General features: G+C 68.2%; 17 protein-coding genes. 6 read left to right on the forward strand and 11 right to left on the reverse strand.

Annotated elements, in window-relative coordinates; genetic code table 11:
* Positions 1 to 83: 83 nt before the first annotated feature.
* A complete protein-coding gene (locus FHS55_RS08245) occupies positions 84 to 1,223 on the reverse strand; it encodes a CobW family GTP-binding protein (protein ID WP_183189210.1) in 1,140 nt (379 codons plus the stop codon).
* 80 nt (positions 1,224 to 1,303) lie between these two features.
* Positions 1,304 to 2,794 (reverse strand): D-alanyl-D-alanine carboxypeptidase family protein, encoded by a 1,491-nt coding sequence (locus tag FHS55_RS08250; protein WP_343056064.1) that lies wholly within the window; start codon positions 2,792 to 2,794, stop codon positions 1,304 to 1,306.
* 262 nt (positions 2,795 to 3,056) lie between these two features.
* On the opposite strand from FHS55_RS08250, the gene hisE reads away from it, so the two are divergent.
* Both hisE and FHS55_RS08260 read left to right on the forward strand, forming a co-directional pair.
* The gene (gene hisE / locus FHS55_RS08255; protein WP_183189211.1) at positions 3,057 to 3,512 is read left to right on the forward strand and encodes a phosphoribosyl-ATP diphosphatase; all 456 of its coding nucleotides are present in this window, start codon (positions 3,057 to 3,059) and stop codon (positions 3,510 to 3,512) included.
* Between the two features lie 174 nt (positions 3,513 to 3,686).
* Positions 3,687 to 4,268, forward strand: coding sequence for a YqaA family protein (locus FHS55_RS08260; RefSeq protein ID WP_183189212.1), 582 nt, complete (start codon positions 3,687 to 3,689; stop codon positions 4,266 to 4,268).
* A 22-nt stretch (positions 4,269 to 4,290) separates the two neighbouring features.
* Here FHS55_RS08260 and cysW read toward each other — a convergent pair whose 3' ends face one another.
* The 7 genes from cysW to FHS55_RS08295 all read right to left on the reverse strand — a co-directional run bounded on the left by cysW (position 4,291) and on the right by FHS55_RS08295 (position 10,562).
* Positions 4,291 to 5,127 carry a sulfate ABC transporter permease subunit CysW gene (cysW, locus tag FHS55_RS08265; protein WP_183189213.1) on the reverse strand — a complete coding sequence of 279 codons (837 nt, stop codon included), beginning with the start codon at positions 5,125 to 5,127 and terminating at the stop codon, positions 4,291 to 4,293.
* Positions 5,124 to 5,981, reverse strand: a complete 858-nt coding sequence (gene cysT, locus FHS55_RS08270) for a sulfate ABC transporter permease subunit CysT (RefSeq protein WP_183189282.1) — start codon at positions 5,979 to 5,981, stop codon at positions 5,124 to 5,126. Before cysT ends, cysW begins: the two co-directional genes overlap by 4 nt.
* Before the next feature lie 140 nt (positions 5,982 to 6,121).
* Positions 6,122 to 7,102: a sulfate ABC transporter substrate-binding protein gene (locus FHS55_RS08275; protein WP_210286912.1), complete on the reverse strand. Its 981-nt coding sequence runs from the start codon at positions 7,100 to 7,102 to the stop codon at positions 6,122 to 6,124.
* Between the two features lie 227 nt (positions 7,103 to 7,329).
* Entirely contained in the window at positions 7,330 to 8,070 is a 741-nt protein-coding gene (locus FHS55_RS08280) for a phosphoadenylyl-sulfate reductase (protein ID WP_183189215.1), read from the reverse strand.
* Complete coding sequence (locus FHS55_RS08285) at positions 8,067 to 8,579, reverse strand: DUF934 domain-containing protein (RefSeq protein WP_183189216.1); 513 nt, start codon at positions 8,577 to 8,579, stop codon at positions 8,067 to 8,069. The genes FHS55_RS08280 and FHS55_RS08285 overlap by 4 nt, the downstream gene beginning before the upstream one ends.
* On the reverse strand, positions 8,566 to 10,221 hold the full coding sequence (locus tag FHS55_RS08290; protein WP_183189217.1) for a nitrite/sulfite reductase: 1,656 nt from the start codon (positions 10,219 to 10,221) through the stop codon (positions 8,566 to 8,568). Before FHS55_RS08290 ends, FHS55_RS08285 begins: the two co-directional genes overlap by 14 nt.
* A 32-nt stretch (positions 10,222 to 10,253) precedes the next feature.
* Positions 10,254 to 10,562 carry a DUF2849 domain-containing protein gene (locus tag FHS55_RS08295; protein WP_183189218.1) on the reverse strand — a complete coding sequence of 103 codons (309 nt, stop codon included), beginning with the start codon at positions 10,560 to 10,562 and terminating at the stop codon, positions 10,254 to 10,256.
* Positions 10,563 to 10,697: 135 nt separating this feature from the next.
* Here FHS55_RS08295 and cysD point away from each other — a divergent pair, with 135 nt between their 5' ends.
* The gene (gene cysD, locus FHS55_RS08300; RefSeq protein ID WP_183189219.1) at positions 10,698 to 11,504 is read left to right on the forward strand and encodes a sulfate adenylyltransferase subunit CysD; all 807 of its coding nucleotides are present in this window, start codon (positions 10,698 to 10,700) and stop codon (positions 11,502 to 11,504) included.
* Between the two features lie 11 nt (positions 11,505 to 11,515).
* Positions 11,516 to 13,456 (forward strand): adenylyl-sulfate kinase, encoded by a 1,941-nt coding sequence (cysC, locus tag FHS55_RS08305; protein WP_183189220.1) that lies wholly within the window; start codon positions 11,516 to 11,518, stop codon positions 13,454 to 13,456.
* A 53-nt stretch (positions 13,457 to 13,509) separates the two neighbouring features.
* Here cysC and FHS55_RS08310 read toward each other — a convergent pair whose 3' ends face one another.
* Positions 13,510 to 14,262, reverse strand: a complete 753-nt coding sequence (locus FHS55_RS08310) for a DUF429 domain-containing protein (RefSeq protein WP_183189221.1) — start codon at positions 14,260 to 14,262, stop codon at positions 13,510 to 13,512.
* A gap of 23 nt (positions 14,263 to 14,285) precedes the next feature.
* A complete protein-coding gene (locus FHS55_RS08315) occupies positions 14,286 to 15,458 on the reverse strand; it encodes an NAD(P)/FAD-dependent oxidoreductase (RefSeq protein WP_183189222.1) in 1,173 nt (390 codons plus the stop codon).
* A 122-nt stretch (positions 15,459 to 15,580) separates the two neighbouring features.
* Between FHS55_RS08315 and FHS55_RS08320 the strand changes: the two genes are divergently transcribed.
* Entirely contained in the window at positions 15,581 to 16,480 is a 900-nt protein-coding gene (locus tag FHS55_RS08320) for an HpcH/HpaI aldolase/citrate lyase family protein (protein WP_183189223.1), read from the forward strand.
* Positions 16,481 to 16,533: 53 nt separating this feature from the next.
* Positions 16,534 to 16,737, forward strand: coding sequence for a DUF1737 domain-containing protein (locus FHS55_RS08325; protein WP_183189283.1), 204 nt, complete (start codon positions 16,534 to 16,536; stop codon positions 16,735 to 16,737).
* Positions 16,738 to 17,068 lie beyond the last annotated feature (331 nt).

A 17,068-nucleotide genomic window follows, 5' to 3' on the forward strand; every position in this document is an offset into this window, starting at 1 on the left:
GATCCGATTGCGGCGCAACCGGATCGGGCTCCGTGTTTTCCATCAATCGCATAGAGGCGGATTGAAGCCGGTGGCCAGCGTGTTCAGCGCCGCAGGGTGGCCGGGGCGAGGGGATTGTCGCTCAGCGCCGCCCCGTCCGGCTGGTCGAGCGCCGGCAGGCCCATGAAGGCGTCGAACAGCCGGCGGATCACCGCCGGCTCGACATCGCGCACGATCATGACGAGACGTGTGCGCCGGTCGTCATCGGGCCACTGGGCCAGCTGGCTCGGGGGATGCAGCACATGCTGCACGCCGTGCAGCACCAGCGGGTGCTCGGGATCCTCGGCGAGCTTCACGATACCCTTGAGGCGCAGCAGCTTGCCGCCATGGGTACCGCGCACCAGCTCCAGGAACATGTCGATCGCGGCTGCCGCCACCGGCGCATCCGTGGCGACCGTGAAGGCGCGGATGCGGTCGTCATGGCGATTGGCGTCATGCCGGTGGGCGCGCGATTCCGCCTCTGCCGCCGCCACCGCCTCATCCGCCAGCCAGCGGCCGACATCGGCGATCTTGGTCGCGGGATCGTAGAGCCCGGCATTCAGCAGCGCCGCCGGGCTCGCCTCGCCGCGCGCGGCGTCCAGCACCGGCGCGCCGGGCGCCAGCGCCTTCAGCCGCTGGCGCAGCGCCGCCAGATCGGCGTCGCGCGCGGGCGTGTCGACCAGATCGGTCTTGGTGAGCACGATGCGATCGGCGATCGCCGCCTGACGCACCGATTCGGGATGCTCGTCGAGCGTCGAGCCGCCGTTCACCGCGTCGACCAGCGTCACCACCCCGTCGAGCCGGAAGCGCATCACCAGATAGGGGTGCATCATCAGCACGTGCAGGATGGGCGCGGGGTCGGCGAGGCCGGTGGTCTCGATCATCACGCGGCGGAACGGGGGAATGACGCCGTTATCCATGCGGCGCAGCAGCTGTTCGAGCCCCTCGGCGAGATCGCCGCGCACCGTACAGCACAGGCAACCGGAGGCCAGCAGCACGGTGGCATCGTCGAAATGCTGCACCAGCAGGTGATCGATGCCGATCTCGCCGAACTCGTTGATCAGCACGGCCGTGTCGGCGAGCCCGGGATCCTGCAGCAGGCGGTTCAACAATGTGGTCTTGCCGGCGCCGAGAAAGCCGGTGAGCAGTGTGACCGGAATGGGCTCGGGGCGCCGCGAGGCCGTCTCGCCGGTGATCTGGCTCATGAAGCAGGTTCCTGTGCGGGCCGTCTCGCCCCTCGCCGTGCTACGCCGTGCCACCCGCCGCGCCGCGCGGCCGGCGCGCGCTATTGCGGCGCGGGGACGGTGGGATAGCTGGGGGCGGCCGGCGGATTCGGCAAGGGCTGGGAGGCCGCGGTCGACTGGGTCGCCGGCTTCGCGGCGGGTTTGGCCACGGGTTTGGCCACGGGCTTGGCGGCAGGTTTGCCAGTCGCAGTGGCGGCCGGCTTGGGCGCGGGTTTCGCCGCCGGCTTCGCGGTCGGGGAGGGAGCGGCCGAGGGAGGCGCGGCCGGCGCGGTGGCGGGCGGAGCGTTGGGGTCGCTGGTGTCGATGATCGCGGTCTGCGCGGCGGGCTTCTTGCCCTTGGCCGCCTTGGTGTCCTTGGTCGCCTTGGCGTCCTTGGGCGGCGTCTTCTTCACCGGCGGGGGCGGATAGGCGGCGGCGAGCGCCTCGGCGCTCGGCACCGGTCCGACCCAGACCTCGACCGGAGGCATGGAGGCGGGCAGCTTCTGCAGCAGGCTGGCGCCGGTGACATTGTCGCCGAGCGAGCCCATGCCGGCGGCGACGAAGCTGGAGGCGGAGGATGGGGTGTCGTCATCTTCCGAGGCGACATTCTTGCGTTTTCCGCCGCACACCTCGGCGCGCATGTCGGCCGGCGGGCCGCTCTCGTTGCGCAGTGAATCGACGGTGGGGGCGACGGCGCCGAAGATCTTCCACGAATGCTGGAAGCCCTTCTCCAGCAGCAGCGCCGCCTGCTCGGTGCGCGCGCGGCCCGAACTGGTGCCGAGCACCACGGCGAGCACGTGCTTGTCGCCGCGAGTGGCGCTGGCCACCAGGTTGAAGCCGGAGGCGCAGATGAAGCCGGTCTTCATGCCGTCCGCGCCGGGATAGCTGTCGATCAGCTTGTTGTAGCTGCGGATGACATTGGTGCCGAGCTTGATCGCGGGAATGCGGAACAGATCCGCCCGCTCGGGAAATTCGGTGAAGATGGCGCGCGCGAGGATGGCGAGATCGCGCGCGGTGGTGATCTGCCCGGGGGAGGGCAGGCCGTTGGGGTTGTCATAATGGGTGCCGTCCATCCCAAGTTCGCGGGCGGAGCTGTTCATCTCGTTGATGAAGGCCGCATAGGTGCCGCCCACGCCCTCGGCCAGCACCACGGCCATGTCGTTGGCCGACTTCACCAGCATCATCTTCAGCGCGTTGTCGATGGTGAGCTGGGTGCCGGCCTTGAAGCCCATCTTGGAGGGCGCCTGCGCGGTGGCGTTGTCCGAGACCGTGATGAGGGTTTCCGGCGTCACGCGGCCGGCGCGGATGGCCTTGAAGGTGACATAGGCCGTCATCAGCTTGGTGACGGAGGCGGGATACCACGGCTTGGTGGCGTCCTCGGCCAGCAGTACCTTGCCGCTGTCGACCTCGATCACCAGCGCGGGTGTCGCCAGGGCCGGGCTCACCAGAGCCGGCGTCACCGCCGCAAGAGCGAGCACCGCGGCCAGCCCGGCGCGGGCGCGAGCACCGGCGGCGAGGCTTCCGAGGGTGCGGAAGAAGAGAGGGCTCGACACGCTTCTCAGTTTCCCATTCCAGCTTTCGACCCGCCGCGAGGGCCCGGCCTTGCCTGAATACCCCGTTTGCGGCGGGGGATCAAAACGCGACGGCCGATCCCCGCATCGCAGCATAGTCGCCATGGCCCCGCATTCAACGCCGGGTCTCATGACATCGCCGTCATCGAGGCCATCATCGCGATCGGCATCACGGATGACGGCACGCCGCCCATGACGGGGCGACGACACGGGAGCTTCACACAGCAGGTTCTAGAATTGGTGAATGAGCGATTCGATTCGTCGTCTGCATGATGCGGTCATAGCCACGCGCCGGGGCAACAACACCTCCGCGCGCACCGCGCGGCTGTTCGCCAAGGGCCGGCCCTTCATCGCCAAGAAGGTGGCGGAGGAGGCGGTGGAGGTCGCGCTCGACGGCGTGGTCGGCAATGTCCCCGCCACGGTATGCGAGAGCGCGGACCTCCTCTACAACCTCGTCGTGCTGTGGGTGGATCTGGGCATCGACCCCGACGACGTGTGGACCGAGATGGCCCGGCGCGAGAATCTGCTCGGCATGGCCGAGAAGCTGCCCAAGCGCGCCCGCAAGGGGGCGGGGGGCGATGCGGGCCCGTCATCGGCACCGCCCACGGATGCCCCCGTGTTCGATTTCCACCCGATTCCCCATCGTGCGGCCAGCCTTCCCATCGGCGAAGCCGGTTCCGGTCCCGCCCGCCGCCGCTAAGGCTCTCTCCCGACCTGCGGTTAATTGGGCGCGCGCGCGGAGCGTCTGCCCCGCCGATAAGAAAACGCTCCCGATTCATTTGATAATGGTCGAGAACAGCCGCGCACCGTGCGGTGCGGCGCGCGTCGTGCCGCTCGTGCCGTCGATCCACGACCGTCCCTTTCCGGAGCCATCATGCTGCGCCGTCTCTATCAGTGGGTGATCAACCTGGCCGAGCGGCCCTCGGCGCCCTGGGCGCTGGCGGCGGTCTCCTTCGCCGAAAGCTCGTTCTTTCCCGTGCCGCCGGACGTGATGCTGGTGCCGATGTGCCTCGCACGGCCGAAGCTCGCCTGGTTCTATGCCGGGCTGTGCACGCTGGCCTCGGTCATTGGCGGCCTGCTTGGCTATGCCATCGGCTCGCTGCTCTATGACTCACTGGGCCTGTTCCTGATCCAGCTCTACGGCTATGGCAGCAAGATGGAGGCGTTCACCGCCGCCTATCAGCATTACGGGCACTGGATCATCCTGATCAAGGGCCTGACGCCGATCCCCTACAAGGTGGTGACGATCACCTCGGGCTTCGCCCACTACAACCTGTTCTGGTTCGTGGTGCTGTCGATCATCACCCGCGGGCTGCGCTTCTTCCTGGTCGCCGGGCTGCTTTACTGGATCGGCCCACCGGCGCGTACCTTCATCGAGGAGCGGCTGGGGCTGGTGACGGCGATCTTCGCGCTCGTGCTGGTCGGCGGGTTCATCGCCGCGATCTACCTGTTCTGATCGCGATGGCCACCACGAGGATTCAGTGGCGGTTGCTGCGGGTGCCGAGGCGCGCTTCCAGCGTGGCCTTGGCCAGCAGCGTGACGATGGCGAGCAGGGCGAGCAGCGAGGCGACCGCGAAGGACGCCTGGAACTGGTATTCGTTGTAGAGAATCTCGACCTGCAGCGGGATGGTGTTGGTCTCCCCGCGCACATGGCCGGACACCACCGAGACGGCGCCGAACTCGCCCATGGCGCGGGCGTTGCACAGGAGCACGCCATAGAGCAGCGCCCATTTGATGTTGGGCAGCGTGACGCGCGAGAATACCCGCCAGCCGCCGGCTCCCAGCGTCACGGCGGCCTCCTCCTCCGTGGTGCCCTGCTCCTGCATCAGCGGGATGAGTTCGCGTGCCACGAAGGGAAAGGTGACGAAGATGGTCGCCAGCGCGATGCCGGGCCAGGCGAAGATGATGCGGATGTCGTGGTCCGACAGCCACGGCCCGAAATAGCCCTGCGCGCCGAACAGCAGCACGAAGACCAGGCCGGCCACCACGGGCGAGACCGAGAATGGCAGGTCGACCAGGGTGATGAGGAAGCTCTTGCCCGGGAACGAGAATTTGGTGATGGCCCAGGCCATGACGACGCCCATGACGGTGTTCGCCGTCACCGAGATGGCGGTGACGATGAGGGTCAGCTCGATGGCGGCCAGCGCGTCGGGCTCGATGATGGCGGCGCCGAAGGCCTCCCAGCCCTTCACGAAGGCCTGCGCGAACACGTTGACCAGCGGCAGCAGGATGAACAGGGCGATGAACAGCGCGGCGAGGCCGATCACGGTCCATTTGACGGCGGTTGGCTCCGAGCGGATGGGTGCGCTGCTCATGAGGTCCTCCCGGTGCGGCTTTCCGACCAGCGCTGCAGGCCGTTGACCACGAACAGCAGCGCGAAGGCGGCGATGAGCATGGTGGCGGCGATGGTGGTGGCGTCGGCGTAGCGGAACTCCTCCAGCCGGATCACGATCAGCAGCGGCGCGATCTCCGACACGTTCGGCAGGTTGCCGGCGATGAAGATGACCGAGCCGTACTCCCCGACCGCGCGGGCGAAGGCGAGGGCGAAGCCGGTGAGGAAGGCCGGCAGCACCGCCGGCAGCACGACGCGCCGGATGGTGGTCCAGCGCCCGGCACCGAGCGTGGCGGCGGCCTCCTCCAGCTCATGGTCGAGGTCTTCCAGCACCGGCTGCACCGTGCGCACCACGAAGGGCAGGCCGATGAAAATGAGCGCGACGAGAATTCCGAGCGGGGTGAACGACACCTTGATGCCGAGCGGGGCGAGCCAGGCGCCGATCCAGCCGTTCTCGGCATAGAGCGTGGTGAGCGCGATGCCGGCCACCGCGGTGGGCAGGGCGAAGGGAATGTCGATCAGCGCGTCGAGGATGCGCCGGCCGGGAAACTCGTAGCGCACCAGCGCCCAGACGATGACCGCGCCGAGCACGAGATTGACGCTGGCGGCGACGAGGGAGAGGCCGAAGGAGATCTTCAGCGCGTTGAGCGTGCGTGCCGCGGTGAGGATGGCGACGATGCGGGAGGGCGACAGCTCGGCGGTCTTGAAGAACAAAGCCGCGAGCGGGATCAGCACCACCAGCGAGAGCCACAGCAGCGTCAGCCCGAGCGTGAGGCCGAAGCCGGGGAGCACGGAGTGACTGCGGCGCAGGCGATGACGCGGCGCGGTGCCCGCCAGCGTGGGTCGATCGAAGGTCAGGTCGCTCACGTCGCGTCTCCCGGCGGCGTCGTTTCACGGAAAAAGCCGGGCCTTGAGGCAAGGCCCGGCAGCAGGTCGACCGGCTCGTCGTTCAGCCCGCGCCGCGTCGTGGATCGGGCTCAGTTGGAATAGATCTGGTCGAACACGCCGCCATCGTTGAAGTGGGTGGCCTGTGCCTTGCGCCAGCCGCCGAAGGCCGGGTCGTCGATGGTCACGAGGTCGATCTTGGGAAACACCTTCTCGTACTGCTTGGCGATTTCCGGATCGCGCGGGCGATAGAAGTTCTCCGCCGCCAGCTTCTGGCCGTCCTTGGTGTAGAGGAACTTCAGGTATTCCTCGGCGACCGCCCGGGTGCCCTTCTTGTCGACCACCTTGTCGACCACCGCTACCGGCGGCTCGGCCAGGATGGAAAGCGAGGGTACGACGATGTCGAACTTGTCGTCGCCGAATTCCTTCTTCGACAGGAACGCCTCATTCTCCCAGGCCAGCAGCACGTCGCCCACGCCGCGCTCGGTGAAGGTGACGGTGGAACCGCGCGCGCCGGTGTCGAGCACGGGCACGTTCTTGTAGAGTTGGCCGACGAATTCCTTCGCCTTGTCCTCGGAGCCGTATTTCTTGAGCGCATAGGCCCAGGCGGCGAGGTAGTTCCAGCGCGCGCCGCCCGAGGTCTTCGGGTTCGGCGTGATGACCTTGATGTCGGACTTCAGCAGGTCATCCCAGTCCTTGATGGCCTTCGGATTGCCCTTGCGCACGAGGAACACGATGGTCGAGGTGTAGGGCGAGGAATTGTCCGGCAGGCGCTTCTGCCAGTCCTGCGCGATGAAGCCCTTGTCGGCGATGGCGTCGATGTCATAGGCCAGCGCCAGCGTGACCACGTCGGCCTCCAGCCCGTCGATCACCGAGCGCGCCTGCTTGCCCGAGCCGCCATGCGAGGCCTTGATCTCGATGGTCTTGCCGGTCTCGGCCTTGAACCGGTCGGCGAACAGCTTGTTGTACTGCTGGTACAATTCGCGCGTGGGATCGTAGGACACGTTGAGCAGGGTGACGTCGGCGGCGCGGGCCACCGGCACCAGCGCCGCCGGTACTGCCAGCGCGGCCATCAGCGCGGCGGCGACCGTGGACCTGAAATTGAAAGACATTTTCCATCTCCCCGTCGGCGCCGAGAGCGCCGGTGAATTCCGGAGTGAGATTTTCACAGGCCAATCACGGGGTCAATATAATTCCTACATACAAAATAGATTATATATTTATACCCAGTTGGCTTCCGTGAATTGCAGGTGCGGCGCGGTCTCCCCCGGCTCTTCGCCGGGCGCCGGGCCCGTCGCGCTCAAAGCGTGTTGAGCAGGGTGTGGATGCCGCACTCGGTCTTGGCGCGGCCGCGCCAGCGGCCTTGCCGCCCATCCTCGCCAGCGGCGGCGCGGCTGGTGCAGGGCATGCAGCCGACCGAGGTGAAGCCCATGGCCTTCAGCGGATGGTCCGGCAGGTTGAACTGCGCATGCGCGGCCTCGACCTCGGCGCGGTCGAGATTGGCGAGCGGGTTGAACTTCAGCCGCGAGCCGTCGCGCTCCACCACGGGAATGCTGGCGCGCAGCCCGCCCTGGTAGCGCTTGCGCCCGTTCAGCCAGCCGTCAAACCCTTTCAGCGCCTGCGCCAGCGGCTCCACCTTGCGGATGCGGCAGCACAGGTCCGGGTCGTTGTGCCAGAGGTCGCCCTCGGCATCGCGTTCGGCAAGGCGCGCGGCCTCGGGGTGAATGCTGCGCACGTCGGTCAGGCCGAGCTGGCGGGTGAGCGTGTCGCGATAGGCCAGCGTCTCCGCGAACAGCCAGCCGGTATCGAGGAAGATCACCGGAATCGCGGGATCGACCTGCGCCATATAGGCGATCAGCACCGCCGATTCCGTGCCGAAGGACGAGACGAGGCTGAGCCGGCCCGGCCCGACGGTGCGCGCGGCGGCGGCGATGATCTCGGCGGGGCCTGCCCCTTCGAGCGCGCGGTTGAGCGCCTCCAGCGCCGGCTCGGCGGCGGGGGCTGTCGGTGCATGCGCGTCGCTGTGCGGGGCGAGGTTCATTCCGCGACTCCGGAAACGCTGCGCCCGAGGCGCTGGCGCAAGAGGCTCGGGCGTCGGTCGGTCGCGGGTTGATAGAACACGGTATAGCGATGCACCGCCTCGTCGAAGGCATCGGCATCGGCCGCCTTGACGGGCTGGATCTGATCGAAGCCCGAGCGCTGCATCAGCAGGAACTGGTCCTGCAGCACATTGCCCACCGCGCGCAGCGGCCCCGCCCAGCCGAGCCGCTCGCGCAGCAGCCGCGCCTGGCTGTAGGCCCGCCCGTCGCGGAAGCTCGGGAAATTGAGCGCGATCAGCGCGATCTGGGGCAGATAGGGCGCGATCTCGGCGATCGGCCGGTTGTTCGGCCAGATGACCCCGACCGGCGCCGGCCAGTCCTTCAGCGCCTCGGCGTCCCGCAGGAAGCGCTCGATGCCGATCAGCACGGGAGCGCCCTCGGGCAGCGCCTCGTCGTCGGGCACGCGCGCGAAGCGGTCCTCGACCAGCTTTCCATTCTCAATGAGCCGCATAGACGCGCTCCTTGAAGGGCTCGACGCCCAGCCGCGCCACGGTGTCGATGAAGAGTTCATCCGGGCCGGCGCGCAGTTCGATATAGGTATCCACCACGTCCTCGATAAGGCCGGGCACCTGCTCGTAGGACACGGCAGGCCCGAGCAGGGTGCCGAGCTGGGCGTGCTCGTCGGCGCGCCCGCCCAACGTGATCTGGTAGAATTCCTGCCCGTTCTTCTCCACGCCGAGAATGCCGATATGGCCGACATGGTGATGGCCGCAGGCATTGATGCAGCCGGAGATGTTGACGTGCAGCCGGCCGATGGTGCGCGAGCGCTCGAGATCGGCAAAGCGCTTGGCGATCTCCTGCGCCACCGGAATGGCGCGGGCATTGGCCAGCGCGCAATAGTCGAGGCCGGGGCAGGCGATGATGTCGCTGATGTGGTTGACGTTCGGCGTGGCGAGACCCGCCGCCTCCAGCCGCCGCCAGATCGCCGGCAGGTCCTCCTGCGCCACGTTCGGCAGGCACAGGTTCTGCTCGTGGCCGACGCGGATCTCGCGCCAGCCGAAATCATCCGCCAGTGCCGCCACCACTTCCATCTGATCGGCGGTCGCGTCGCCGGGCGGGGCACCGATGGCCTTCAGCGACACGGTGACGATGGCGTGGCCCGGCACCTTGTGCGGGTGCACGGAATTGCGATGCCAGGCGGCGAAGGCCGGGTCTTCCAGCGCCGTCGCCAGCGCGGCCGGCTGGTCGGCCCGCGGCTGGAAGTCCGGGTAGAGGAAGCGCGAGCGGATGTCGGCGATGATCTCGTCGGACAGGTGCAGCGCGCCGTCGCGGATCGCCTCCCATTCCGCCTCGACCGCCTTGGCGAAGGCCTCGGCGCCGATCTCGTGCACCAGGATCTTGATGCGCGCCTTGTAGATATTGTCGCGGCGCCCGTACTGGTTGTACACGCGCATGATGGCTTCGATGTAGCTCAGCAGGTGTCGGGCCGGCAGGAAGGCGCGGACAGACTTGCCGACGAAGGGCGTGCGGCCGAGCCCGCCGCCGACCAGCACCTCGAAGCCGAGCTCGCCCGCCTCGTTGCGGTGCAGGCGCAGGCCGACATCGTGCACCTTGGTGGCGGCACGGTCCTTCGGCGCGGCGGTGATGGCGATCTTGAACTTGCGCGGCAGGTAGGTGAATTCGGGGTGCAGCGTCGAATATTGGCGCAGGATCTCCGCCCAGATGCGCGGATCGTCGAATTCCTGCGGGGTGGCGCCGGCCCACTGGTCGGTGGTGACGTTGCGGATGCAGTTGCCCGAGGTCTGGATGCCGTGCACGCCGACTTCCGCCAGCGCCGCCATCGCGTCCGGCAGGTCCTCCAGCTTGATCCAGTTGAACTGGATGTTCTGCCGGGTGGTGAAATGGCCGTAGCCGCGGTCATAGGTGCGCGCGACATAGGCGAGGCGGCGCAACTGGTCCGAGGACAGCGTGCCGTAGGGAATGGCGACGCGCAGCATGTAGGCGTGCAACTGCAGATAGACGCCGTTCATCAGCCGCAGCGGCTTGAACTCGTCCTCGCTGAGCGCGCCCGACAGCCGGCGCGCGACCTGATCGCGGAATTCCGCGACGCGCTCGGCCAGGAAGGCGCGGTCGAATTCGTCATAGACATACATCGTCGGGCTTCGCCTCTTGCGTCGTCAATTCGTCAATGCGGCAGCTCGAAGGTCGGGCCGGCGACGCGGATGCGTTCGCGCAGGTTGCCCGGCGCGATCGCGCCATCCGCCTCGATCACCACCGGCGCCACATAGGCGCCGACCGCATCCGTGTCACGTTTCTGCGCGCTGGCGAGCAGCGCGATGGCCTGGTCCGCCGTCGTCACGATGAGCGCATCGGCGAGGTCGGGCGACCAGTCTTCCTGCGCCGTGCGCCACACCACAGCGCCGTCCGTCAACCGGTTCGCCGTTACCGCGACGGGGCCGTTGACCTTCAGTTTCTGCTGTTGCGGGGACGCCATGGCGCATTAATTTCCTGTTGACGGATGGGTTAGGGGTGATAACACCAATTTAGAACGTGCAAAAGAAATAAATGCACGAAAATTACGTGTAATTAGTTCCCGCACAAGCGGGCCACGATAAACCGGGTTCTCACCATGTCCACCGCCGATGATCGGCTCGACGAGCTCGAGGCTCAGAGCATCTACATATTTCGCGAGGCTTTCGCGCGAATGAAGCGCATGGCGCTCCTGTGGTCGCTCGGCAAGGATTCCAACGTGATGATCTGGCTGGCGAGGAAGGCATTCCTCGGCCATGTCCCGTTTCCCGTGCTGCATGTCGACACCGGCAAGAAGTTCCGGGAAATGTATGATTTCCGGGACCATTATTCCCGCGAATGGGGCCTCGACCTCCGGGTCGACCCGTGCCCGCCGCTGGAGCAGATGGACCCGACCCTGCCGCCCGCCACCCGCTCGGCCGCGCGCAAGACCGAAGGGCTGAAGCTGGCGCTGGAGAAATACGGCTTCGACGCCGTGGTCGCCGGCATCCGCCGCGACGAGGAGGCCACCCGCGCCAAGGAGCGCGTCTTCTCCCCGCGCGGTCTGGAAGGCGACTGGAACGTGCGCGAGCAGCCACCGGAATTCTGGGATCACTTCAACGCCACGCTGCCGGCCGGCGCGCATCTGCGCGTCCACCCGATCCTGCACTGGACCGAGCTGGATATCTGGGCCTACACGCGGCGGGAGAACATTCCCGTCATCCCGCTGTATTTCGCCAAGGACGGCAAGCGCTACCGCTCGCTGGGCGACCAGGACATCACCTTCCCGGTGGCGTCCGAGGCGGCGACGATCGACGAGATCCTCGTCGAGCTCGCCACCACCAAGGTGCCCGAGCGTTCCGGCCGCGCCATGGACCATGAATCCGAGGATTCCTTCGAGCGGCTGCGCGTCGCCGGCTATCTGTGAGAGGGGCGATCATGTCCGCCAACGTCACCGTCCTCCCCTCCGCCACCGTCGACGCGGCCGACCGGCAGCTGGTGCGCATCGTCATCGTCGGCCATGTCGACCACGGCAAGTCGACCCTGATCGGACGCCTGCTGCACGAGACCGGCGGCATCCCGGCCGCCAAGATCGAGCATCTGAAGGCGATTTCCGCGCGGCGCGGCATGCCCTTCGAATGGTCGTTCCTGCTCGACAGCCTGCAGGCCGAGCGCGACCAGGGCATCACCATCGACACCAGCCAGATCCGCTTCCGCACCCCCTCGCGCGACATCATCCTGATCGACGCGCCCGGCCATGCGGAATTCCTGCGCAACATGATCACCGGCGCCTCGCAGGCCGATGCAGCGCTGCTGCTGATCGATGCCGCCGAGGGCGTGCGCGACCAGACGCGCCGTCACGGCTATCTGCTGCACCTGCTCGGCGTGCGGCAGGTGACGGTGGTGGTGAACAAGATGGACCGCGTCGATTATGACGAGGCAGTCTTCCGCGCCATCGAGAGCGAAATCACCGCCTATCTCGCCGGCCTCGGCGTGCAGGCGAGCGCGGTCATCCCGATTTCCGCCCGCGAGGGCGACGGCGTCGCGGAGCGCGGCACGCGCACGCCCTGGTTCACCGGGCCGACCGTGCTGGAGGCGCTGGACCAGTTCGAGCCGGCCCGCGCCCCGCAGGAACTGGCGCTGCGCATGCCGGTGCAGGCAGTCTACAAGTTCGATGACCGGCGCATCGTCGCCGGGCGCATCGAGACCGGCAACCTGGCCGTGGGGCAGGAGATCGTCTTCCAGCCCTCCGGCAAGGTGGCGGTGGTGAAGACCATCGAGACCTGGCCGGTACCGCCCGCCGGGCAGGAATTGACGGCGCTGCAGGCCGGCAACGCCGCCGCGCTCACGCTCGACCGGGAAATCTTCGTCGAGCGCGGCGAGATCCTTTCAGTGCCGTCCGCCCGCCCGCGCGCCACGCGGCGCATCCGCGTCCGGCTGTTCTGGCTGGCGGAGGAGGCGCTGGAGGTCGGCACGACGCTGATCGCCCGGCTCGCCACCTCGGAATCGCGCGCCACCGTCGCGGCGGTGCACGAAGTGGTCGACCCCGGTCACCTCTCCACCTTCGAATCCAAGCGCATCGGCCGCAACCAGGTCGGCGAGGTGGAGTTGCTGCTCTCCCGCCCCATCGCCGCCGATCCGCACCGGCTGAACCCGCGCACCGGCCGCATCGCGCTGGAACTGGGCGGGCGCATTGCCGGCGGCGGCCTCGTCATCTCGGTGCTCGACGGCGAGGCGGCGCAGCCCGCGCCGGCCGCCCGCCACATCACGCCCGTGGCCTCGGCGGTGACGCCGGAGGAGCGGCTCGCCCGCTTCGGCCATGGCGGCGCGGTGGTGTGGCTCACCGGGCTTTCCGGCTCGGGCAAGTCGACGCTGGCGCGGGCTCTGGAGCGCCGGCTGTTCGACCGCGGCGCCCTCGTCACGCTGCTCGACGGCGATACGCTGCGCGCCGGGCTGAACAGCGATCTCGGCTTTTCCGATGCCGACCGGGCGGAGAACAACCGCCGGCTCGGCGAGGTGGCAAACCTGCTGAAGGGCCTCGGCCATGTGGTGCTGGTGGCGGCGGTCTCGCCCTCGGCGCAGGCGCGGGCGCAGGTGCGCGCCGCCGTCGGGCCGGGCTTCTTCGAGGTGCATGTCTCGGCGCCGCTGGAATTGTGCGAGCAGCGCGACCCCAAGGGGCTCTACGCCAAGGCGCGTGCGGGCGAAATCCGTGGCTTCACCGGCATCGACGCCCCCTATGAGGCGCCGGTTACGCCGGAACTGGTGGTGGAGACCGACAAGCTCGATCTCGCCACCGGGGTCGACCGCATCGAGGCCCTGCTGGCCGAGGCCGGCGTGTTCCAGCTGCGCCCGGCGGCGGCGGACGATACCGGCCTGTGAGCCGCCGCGTCGTCGTCCCGGATCGGCGGCCGGTCCGTCCGGGATGACGCTCTCTAGGCCCAGATGGCGATCGGCAGGCCGTGCGCGTCCTCTTCGGGCGGCGAGGGGAAGCTCACCGCCTCGCCCCGCGCGATGCGCCCCGCCGTCCACGCGGCCGCGCAGGCGTCGATGAGGTCATCCTCGCCGACGCCGATCGCGCGCGCCGCGAAAGGCGCGAGCGGGTCGGGCGGAAAGCCGGCGGCCTGCAGCAGCGCGCGGCGCAAGGCAAGACCCGGCTTGTGCGCGGCGTTCTTCACCTTCTTGGGGGTATCGAGCGGGGCTCCCCCGTTCATCGCCCAGAAGCTCACTTCCGGGTGGCATTCATGGACATGCGGCCGCAGCGCGGGATTGTCGCGCAGCCAGCGGTCGATCTCCATGATCTTGGGAAAGATGGCGAAGCCCTGCTTGGCGACCGCACGCGGCGGGGTCGAGGTCGCGCGGGCCGTCGCGCACGCATGGCGGTAGCGCTCCGGCTCCGGCACGGTCGCATCGACCCCGGCATGGACGGCGGCGCGCGAGGGGATCGAGAACACGCTCGATTGTCGCCCGCCCAGCAGCGGGCGCACCAGCCGCTCGGGCGCGCGGCCCTTCGCCTCGATCCGCTCAGGCAGGCCGATGGGCATGTCGACCGCCAGAATATCCGGGTGCAGCGGCCGGTCGAACAGGTCCGCGAGCCGGGACACGCGCTCGGCGCGGGCGGTGCCGTCCGGCTCGACGATCACCACCGCCCAGCCGCCCTTGCACCCGTCCGCGCCGGCCACCCGCATGGGTTGTCTCCCGGGCGGCATCCTCAGATGATGTTCAGCTCGGCATAGGGCCGGCCGGCGAGGATGCGCTCATAGCCGAACACGTCGAGATCGAGCGAGACCGAGCGGCCTCGGCTGATCCATTCGGCAATGGCGCGGCCGGCGGCGGGCGCCTGCTGCAGGCCGTGACCGGAGAAGCCGTTCATGAAGTAGAAATTGCCGACCTCCGGATGCGGCCCGATTACCGCATTGTGGTCGAGCAGGTTCATCTCGTAATGCCCCGCCCAGGCGCGCACCACCTTGAGTTCCTCCATCGCCGGGATGCGGTGGGCGAGGTGCGGCCAGATGCCTTCCTCGAACACCGACCAGTCGACCTCGAAATCCCCGTCCGCGTCCGGGTCCTGGTCTTCCGGCGGCGGCGCGCCGCAGATCTGGTAGGCGCCTTCGGGCCGGATGTAGAAGCCGGACGGGTCGCACAGAAGCGGCAGCCTGGGCAGCGGAGTGCGGCAGTGCACGACGAACACGCAGCGCTTGCGGCCCTCCACCGGCAGGGCGATGCCGGCCATTCCGGCCACCCGCCCGCCGCGCGGACCGGCGGCATTGACCAGCGCGCCGCAGCCGAAGCGCCGCCCGTCCTTGAGCGTGGCGCCGGTGATGCGGTTGCCCTCGCGAGTGATGTCAACCACCTCGCCGGTGATGAACACCGCGCCGCGGGCCTTGGCGGAGGCGCGCATGCCGGCGAGGAAGGCGTGGGCGTCGAACCAGCCCTCGCCGGTGAGCCCATAGGCACCGGCGACGATGCCCTCCACGTTCAGCCAGGGGAAGGTGGCTTGCAGCCGCTCGGGGTCGAGCAGGGCGATGTCGGCGCCTTCCGCCTGCTGTATGCGGTGATTGGCTTCCAGGATGGGGCGCCCCGCCTCGCTGGCGAGGATGAGATAGCCGCCTTCGTGCCAGGCGAGATCGACATCCGCCTCGAAGCGCTCGCGGGCGTTCTTGATGAAGTCGAGGCCGAACAGCGACATGCGGATGTTCTCGGGGATCGAGAACTGCTGGCGCAGCGAGGCCGCCGACAGCGTGGTGGAGGAATGCGCGAAGGTGGTATCGCGCTCGATCACCGCCACCCGGCCCTTGAAGGCCGGGTCGAGGGTGAGGAAATAGGCCGCCGCTGCACCCATGATCGCGCCGCCGACAATGAGAACCTCGAATGTATCGTCCATGATCCGTGTCCGCTGGGGAGCTTCTGCGCCATCGTCTCGCCCGGCTGACAGTGTCGGGTTGGCAGTGTCCCGGCGAGGCGGATAGGCTCAATTCAGCCGTTTGCCAATTAGCCGAGCGAATCATGAACGCTTTCGTCCGTCCCCGCCGCAGCGTGCTCTATATGCCGGGCTCGAATGCCCGGGCGCTGGAGAAGGCGCGCATGCTGCCCGCGGACGCCATCATCCTCGATCTCGAGGACGCCGTGGCCCCCGATGCCAAGCCGCAGGCGCGCGAGGAGGTGGCCGTGACGCTGGCGCGGGGAGGCTTCGGCCCGCGCGAGGTGGTGGTGCGGGTCAATGGCCCAGACACGCCGTGGTTCGAGGACGACCTGGCGGTTCTAGCCACGGCAAGCGCGGCGGGGGCGGGCCCCGATGCCGTGTTGATCCCCAAAGTGGGCGATCCCGAGACGCTGCGCCTCGTCGGCCGGCGGCTGGAGGCGCTCGGCGCGCCGAGCTCGCTCGGCGTGTGGGCGATGATTGAAACGCCGATCGCCGTGCTCCGCGCGCTCGACATCGCGCTCGCGGCGCGCGACCCGCTCACGCGGCTGCGCGTGCTGGTGCTGGGCACCAACGATCTGGCGAAGGAAACCGGCGCGCGCATCCTGCCCGGGCGGGCGCCCATGCAGGCATGGCTGTCGCACTGCGTGCTGGCGGCCCGGGCCGGCGGGGCGGAGGTGCTTGACGGCGTGTGGAACGATTTTCGCGACGTGGCCGGCTTCGCGGGCGAATGCGCGCAGGCGGCCGATCTCGGTTTTGACGGCAAGACGCTGATCCATCCCAGCCAGATCGAGCCATGCAATGCCGCCTTCACGCCCCCATCTGAGGAGATCACGGCCGCGCGCGGGCTGATCGAGCTGTTCGACCGGCCGGAGAACGCGGGCAAGGGCGTGCTGCAGATCGAGGGGCGGATGTATGAGCGCATGCATGCCGACATCGCCCGCAAGAGAGTGGCACTGGCCGACGCGATCGCCGCGCGGCCGTGAGGCATGTGGAGTGAGGCATGCGGCTACCAGACATCTGGAGTGAGGACGAGACGATGAAGCTCTATCGCTATCTGACCGGACCGGACGACGTTTCCTTCTGCAAGCGCGTCTCGGCGGCGCTCAACAAAGGCTGGCAGCTGCAGGGCAGCCCAACCCTGACATTCGATCCTGTGAAGGGTCGGGTGATCTGCGGGCAGGCGATCATCAAGGAAGTCGAGGGCGACTGGTCCGACGACGTGGTGCTCTCCGACCACTGAGCGGGTGCCCGAACACCCGTCGTGGTGCCCGTTTGCGGGGCAAACGGCATGTGAAACTGCCGCGTCCTGAGGCATATGGCGGCCAGATCCGAACGGCAGGGAGCGCGAGATTTTTCGCCTCCCGAGGTGCCGGAAAACCCGCCGAGGGGCACTCCGAAAAACGGACAGAAACGCTAACCAATTGAAAGGTCGGGATTTCTGACGTTTTCGCGGCGATTGATCCACAGCGTCGTTTGCCTGTCATTTTTCTGCAAGAAGGCCGTTGACAGGTTGGGAGGGGTGCCCCTATAAAGCGCCCATCGACGCGGCGCCACCGCAACGGCGGGATTGG

Source organism: Ancylobacter tetraedralis, from assembly GCF_014195655.1.
Taxonomy (GTDB): domain Bacteria; phylum Pseudomonadota; class Alphaproteobacteria; order Rhizobiales; family Xanthobacteraceae; genus Ancylobacter; species Ancylobacter tetraedralis.

What these genes read in the sequence shown, in the direction of transcription:
- FHS55_RS08290 (WP_183189217.1), bottom strand. Translation starts at nt 10,221, where the DNA reads ATGTATGTCTATGACGAATTCGACCGCGCCTTCCTGGCCGAGCGCGTC.
- FHS55_RS08325 (WP_183189283.1), top strand. Translation starts at nt 16,534, where the DNA reads ATGAAGCTCTATCGCTATCTGACCGGACCGGACGACGTTTCCTTCTGC.
- FHS55_RS08285 (WP_183189216.1), bottom strand. Translation starts at nt 8,579, where the DNA reads ATGCGGCTCATTGAGAATGGAAAGCTGGTCGAGGACCGCTTCGCGCGC.
- cysW (WP_183189213.1), bottom strand. Translation starts at nt 5,127, where the DNA reads ATGAGCAGCGCACCCATCCGCTCGGAGCCAACCGCCGTCAAATGGACC.
- FHS55_RS08310 (WP_183189221.1), bottom strand. Translation starts at nt 14,262, where the DNA reads ATGCGGGTGGCCGGCGCGGACGGGTGCAAGGGCGGCTGGGCGGTGGTG.
- FHS55_RS08245 (WP_183189210.1), bottom strand. Translation starts at nt 1,223, where the DNA reads ATGAGCCAGATCACCGGCGAGACGGCCTCGCGGCGCCCCGAGCCCATT.
- FHS55_RS08275 (WP_210286912.1), bottom strand. Translation starts at nt 7,102, where the DNA reads ATGGCCGCGCTGGCAGTACCGGCGGCGCTGGTGCCGGTGGCCCGCGCC.
- FHS55_RS08295 (WP_183189218.1), bottom strand. Translation starts at nt 10,562, where the DNA reads ATGGCGTCCCCGCAACAGCAGAAACTGAAGGTCAACGGCCCCGTCGCG.
- FHS55_RS08315 (WP_183189222.1), bottom strand. Translation starts at nt 15,458, where the DNA reads ATGGACGATACATTCGAGGTTCTCATTGTCGGCGGCGCGATCATGGGT.
- cysD (WP_183189219.1), top strand. Translation starts at nt 10,698, where the DNA reads ATGTCCACCGCCGATGATCGGCTCGACGAGCTCGAGGCTCAGAGCATC.
- hisE (WP_183189211.1), top strand. Translation starts at nt 3,057, where the DNA reads ATGAGCGATTCGATTCGTCGTCTGCATGATGCGGTCATAGCCACGCGC.
- FHS55_RS08320 (WP_183189223.1), top strand. Translation starts at nt 15,581, where the DNA reads ATGAACGCTTTCGTCCGTCCCCGCCGCAGCGTGCTCTATATGCCGGGC.
- FHS55_RS08260 (WP_183189212.1), top strand. Translation starts at nt 3,687, where the DNA reads ATGCTGCGCCGTCTCTATCAGTGGGTGATCAACCTGGCCGAGCGGCCC.
- FHS55_RS08280 (WP_183189215.1), bottom strand. Translation starts at nt 8,070, where the DNA reads ATGAACCTCGCCCCGCACAGCGACGCGCATGCACCGACAGCCCCCGCC.
- cysC (WP_183189220.1), top strand. Translation starts at nt 11,516, where the DNA reads ATGTCCGCCAACGTCACCGTCCTCCCCTCCGCCACCGTCGACGCGGCC.